Origin of the sequence: Providencia sp. PROV197 (assembly GCF_028479625.1) — a bacterium.
GTDB classification, from domain to species: Bacteria; Pseudomonadota; Gammaproteobacteria; order Enterobacterales; family Enterobacteriaceae; genus Providencia; species Providencia vermicola.
Genome location: NZ_JAMPNZ010000047.1, coordinates 1 through 4,380 on the forward strand (window position 1 = coordinate 1; position 4,380 = coordinate 4,380).

The window sequence follows — 4,380 nt, forward strand, 5'->3', positions numbered from 1 at the left end:
TTTAAAGGTTGTGTCAGTACTAACTGACCGCACCATATTGCTGATATGGCTCAGTTGGTAGAGCACACCCTTGGTAAGGGTGAGGTCCCCAGTTCGAATCTGGGTATCAGCACCATATAATCGGCATTTAAAAAGAATTTACCTAGCGGCAATAGCGCGGTGGTCCCACCTGACCCCATGCCGAACTCAGTAGTGAAACGCCGTAGCGCCGATGGTAGTGTGGGGTCTCCCCATGTGAGAGTAGGGAACTGCTAGGTTTTAAATATAAGAAGCCACCCAATGGGTGGCTTTTTGCTTTCTGACGCTTATGAAAAGTAAGTAAATCATTCCATAATGATCCCGAAATTATCTTATTTTATTATTCTTGCTACCCACGATTAAGTCTGGCTGATAGACTTACTTCATTATTGTTATATTTTTCCTGAAGGTAGTAATGAATCCAACTTCTGAACTCAAACCATTCAACAGCTTTGGTATTGATGCAAAAGCATTATCAGTTTTTATAGTAGAGAATAAACAATCACTCCATCAACAATGGCTGAAAGCGAAAAATGATAATTTACCAGTATTGCTGCTTGGTGGGGGGAGTAATGTTTTATTTGTAGAGGACTTTGACGGTGTCGTTATCATTAATCAGCTAAAAGGTATTGAAATTACAGAGTCTGATGATTATTGGTATGTGCATGTTCAGGCAGGTGAAAATTGGCATCTATTACTGGAAAAATTACTACAAAAAGGTATCTATGGTGCGGAGAATCTTGCTTTAATCCCTGGATGTGCGGGGTCCGCACCAATTCAAAACATCGGTGCTTATGGTGTTGAACTGAAAGATATTTGTGATTATGTGGATATTCTGTCACTTGAAACAAATCAAGAAACGCGTATTGCAGCGAGTGAGTGCCAATTTGGTTACCGTGATAGCATTTTTAAACATGAGTACCAACAGGGTTATGTGATTGTTAGCGTTGGGCTGAAATTCGCAAAAAAATGGCAGCCTAAACTTACCTATGGTGACTTAACACAGTTTAATCCCGAAACAGTAACACCTAAGCAAGTTTTTGATGCAGTGTGCCAGACTCGAAGAAGTAAATTGCCTGATCCTGCAGTTACTGGTAATGCTGGTAGCTTCTTTAAAAATCCTGTGATTCCAGCTGAAAAAGCAGCAAAAATTAAGCAAGAAAATCCAAATTGTCCTCAATATATCCAAGCCGATGGTAGCGTGAAATTAGCGGCTGGTTGGCTTATTGACCAGTGTGGTTTGAAAGGGCATGAAATAGGGGGAGCGGCAGTTCACACTCAGCAGGCGCTTGTTTTAATTAATAAACATGAAGCGACAGGGGGTGATGTTGTTAACCTAGCGAAATACGTTAGCCAAAGCGTTGCAAAGCGTTTTGATATTATTTTAGAACCTGAAGTTCGGTTTATTGGTCGTCAAGGTGAGGTTAACGCAATGGATTATATTCAATGAAAGAGACATCAATCCCTTTACAGCTGATAGATATTTTATCGGATGCTCAAATACACTCGGGCGAGCAACTCGGCGACAAACTTGGCATGAGCCGAGCTGCGATTAATAAACATATTAAAACATTACGCTCATGGGGTTTGAACATCGAAACGGTGACGAGTAAAGGGTATAAGCTGCCTTACCAAATAAATTTACTGAATAAAGACAGGATGAAACAATACGTTAATGGTGTCAATATCATTGTGGAACCTGTTATTGATTCTACGAATCAGTATATGCTTGAACGCATTCCAAGTTTAACATCGGGAGATACTTGCCTTGCAGAGTACCAGAGTGCAGGTCGAGGCAGAAGAGGTCGTCAATGGATTTCTCCCTTTGGCTGTAACTTGTATTTATCTATGTATTGGAAGTTAGATCAAGGCCCTGCGGCTGCGGTTGGTTTGAGCCTTGTTGTTGGAATAGTGATTGCGGAAACTTTAAACAAAATAAGTAAAGAAAAAGTAAAGGTAAAGTGGCCAAATGATCTGTATATGAATGATAAAAAGCTTGCAGGTATTTTAGTTGAATTAACGGGTAAAACAGGTGATGCTGCTCATATTATTATTGGTATTGGTATTAATATTGGAATGAATAAAACCAATATTGAAAATACAACTGCAATAACGCAAGAGTGGGCATCTTTGAGAGATGAAGTTGAAGATATAGAACGAAATGAATTATCGGCTAATATTATTCAAGCATTAAAAGATTCATTAATTTTATTTGAAAAAGAAGGATTAAAACCGTTTTTGGATAGATGGTTTATACTTGATAATTTTTTAAATAGAAAAGTTAAGTTACTGATCGGTAATGATATTATTTCTGGTGTTGAGCGTGGAATTAATGAGCAAGGTGCATTGTTACTACAAAAAGATAATGGCGACATAATTCCTTATATTGGCGGCGAAATATCATTACGGCCAAACGAGTAATATATAATTGGCCGAAAAATTTCGGCCAATATAGATTTTATTTCCTTAGTCTGACATTTTGAATTGAATGGTTTTCACCTTTTGTCATTATTAAGCTTGCACGCTCTTTGGTAGGTAAAATATTCTCTTCGAGATTTAGCCCATTAATTTCATCCCAAATAGAACCTGCAATATTTACAGCTTCCTCTTCACTCAATTTAGAATAACTATGAAAGTATGAATCTGGGTCGGAGAATGCGCCTTGCCTAAACTTAAGAAAACGACCGATGTACCATTGTTTTAATAAAGCAGGAGCTGCATCAACATAAATTGAGAAATCAACAAAGTCAGAGACAAATACATGGTGTGGATCTTGTGGGTAGTCCATATCACTTTGTAACACATTGAGTCCTTCCAAAATTAAAATATCAGGCTGATCAATAACTTGTTCTTGGTTAGGCACAATGTCGTAGGTTAGATGGGAATAGACCGGGGCACGGACATTTCGCGCGCCTGATTTAATTTGAGAAACAAAGTTAACCAGTTTTCGCATGTCATAAGACTGTGGAAAACCTTTTTTCTTCATAATATTCCGATCTTTTAATACTTGGTTCGGATGAAGAAAGCCATCAGTCGTAATTAAATCAACTTTACGGTGCTCAGGCCAACGGGTTAATAGTGCTTGTAATAAACGTGCTGTTGTACTTTTACCTACAGCAACGCTACCAGCGATACCGATGATATAAGGCACTTTTGCTTCACTAGTTCCTAAAAACTGCTCTAGGACAGCCTGACGACGTAAGTTAGAACTAATATAAAAATTCAATAAGCGCGATAAAGGTAGATAAATTTCAATAACATCTTCCATTGAAAGCTCTTCGTTAATCCCTTTTAACTCGAGAAGCTCACTGGATGTTAATGTCAAAGGGACGGAATCACGGAGTGTTGCCCAATGTTCTCTATCAAATTCTAAATATGGCGTAGTAATAAAATTTTCGTTCTTTTTCATAAACCAACATCTGCCTATTTTATGCAGGTTGGACAGGTTGCCTAAACACCCGTATCCAAAAAATTTGCTAGCATCATAGCGAGTGATGGGGGGGAGGCGTAGGTTTTTTTATAATATTTGTGAATTTTTTTTGAATTACACAAAAAAAACAGGTGTGATCGCTTGGAAAATAACCGATTAATCAGAGCCCTAAAAATGTGATGGGGACTAAATAATAACATTTGAAATGTTTTGATTCGATTATCGGGCTTTACGGACTAAATAATAATGGATTATAGTTAACAGCTACTGTTGATGTTTTAATCTCAAAATAGTTAAAAAATCAACAAAATCACAAAAAGCGAACAAAATGTAAGCAAACGAACAAAAAATTAAATTTTTTTGTTGCAACATGCGCTCACTCTTCCTAGAATGCGCAGCACTTGATGCCGGCATAGCTCAGTTGGTAGAGCAACTGACTTGTAATCAGTAGGTCCCGAGTTCGACTCTTGGTGCCGGCACCATTAAAAATTTGGATAGGTGGGATACCCAAGCGGCCAAAGGGAGCAGACTGTAAATCTGCCGTCACAGACTTCGAAGGTTCGAATCCTTCTCCCACCACCATCTCCAAGAAGATTTCTTTATAGAAACTTCAAGGAACAGTTTAACAGCTGATAACTCAGGTAGCCGAGTTCATTGCGGGCATCGTATAATGGCTATTACCTCAGCCTTCCAAGCTGATGATGCGGGTTCGATTCCCGCTGCCCGCTCCAAGATGTGCTGATATGGCTCAGTTGGTAGAGCACACCCTTGGTAAGGGTGAGGTCGGCAGTTCGAATCTGCCTATCAGCACCACTTCCCTTATGTTCTCAATTATCTCCCTGATTTGTCTCCTGAAAAAAACAAGCGAAATAATTTCTTGCTTGGTTGATGTGGTTTAACCACCGATTCCGTGTCTTAGAGGGACAATCTAA

Annotated in this window: 3 protein-coding genes, 5 tRNA genes and 1 rRNA gene; 8 read left to right on the plus strand and 1 reads right to left on the minus strand. The window is 38.9% G+C overall.

Going from position 1 to position 4,380, the window contains the following annotated elements; translation table 11 throughout:
* The first annotated feature begins 39 nt into the window (after nucleotides 1-39).
* The 4 genes from PR808_RS20525 (at nucleotide 40) to birA (ending at nucleotide 2,439) form a co-directional block, all read left to right on the plus strand.
* A tRNA-Thr gene (locus tag PR808_RS20525) sits at nucleotides 40-115 on the plus strand.
* 26 nt (nucleotides 116-141) lie between these two features.
* Nucleotides 142-257, plus strand: a 5S ribosomal RNA gene (gene rrf / locus PR808_RS20530).
* A gap of 176 nt (nucleotides 258-433) precedes the next feature.
* Nucleotides 434-1,468: a UDP-N-acetylmuramate dehydrogenase gene (gene murB, locus PR808_RS20535; protein ID WP_272539988.1), complete on the plus strand. Its 1,035-nt coding sequence runs from the start codon at nucleotides 434-436 to the stop codon at nucleotides 1,466-1,468.
* Nucleotides 1,465-2,439 carry a bifunctional biotin--[acetyl-CoA-carboxylase] ligase/biotin operon repressor BirA gene (birA, locus tag PR808_RS20540; RefSeq protein WP_272539989.1) on the plus strand — a complete coding sequence of 325 codons (975 nt, stop codon included), beginning with the start codon at nucleotides 1,465-1,467 and terminating at the stop codon, nucleotides 2,437-2,439. Before murB ends, birA begins: the two co-directional genes overlap by 4 nt.
* A gap of 37 nt (nucleotides 2,440-2,476) precedes the next feature.
* On the opposite strand, the gene coaA is transcribed toward birA, so the two are convergent.
* The gene (coaA, locus tag PR808_RS20545; protein WP_272539990.1) at nucleotides 2,477-3,427 is read right to left on the minus strand and encodes a type I pantothenate kinase; all 951 of its coding nucleotides are present in this window, start codon (nucleotides 3,425-3,427) and stop codon (nucleotides 2,477-2,479) included.
* A 427-nt stretch (nucleotides 3,428-3,854) separates the two neighbouring features.
* On the opposite strand from coaA, the gene PR808_RS20550 reads away from it, so the two are divergent.
* From PR808_RS20550 to PR808_RS20565, 4 genes are all read left to right on the plus strand, one after another.
* A tRNA-Thr gene (locus tag PR808_RS20550) sits at nucleotides 3,855-3,930 on the plus strand.
* 15 nt (nucleotides 3,931-3,945) lie between these two features.
* Nucleotides 3,946-4,030, plus strand: a tRNA-Tyr gene (locus PR808_RS20555).
* A 74-nt stretch (nucleotides 4,031-4,104) separates the two neighbouring features.
* Nucleotides 4,105-4,179 (plus strand) — tRNA-Gly (locus tag PR808_RS20560).
* Between the two features lie 6 nt (nucleotides 4,180-4,185).
* Nucleotides 4,186-4,261: transfer RNA gene (locus PR808_RS20565), tRNA-Thr, on the plus strand.
* The last annotated feature ends 119 nt before the right edge of the window (nucleotides 4,262-4,380 follow it).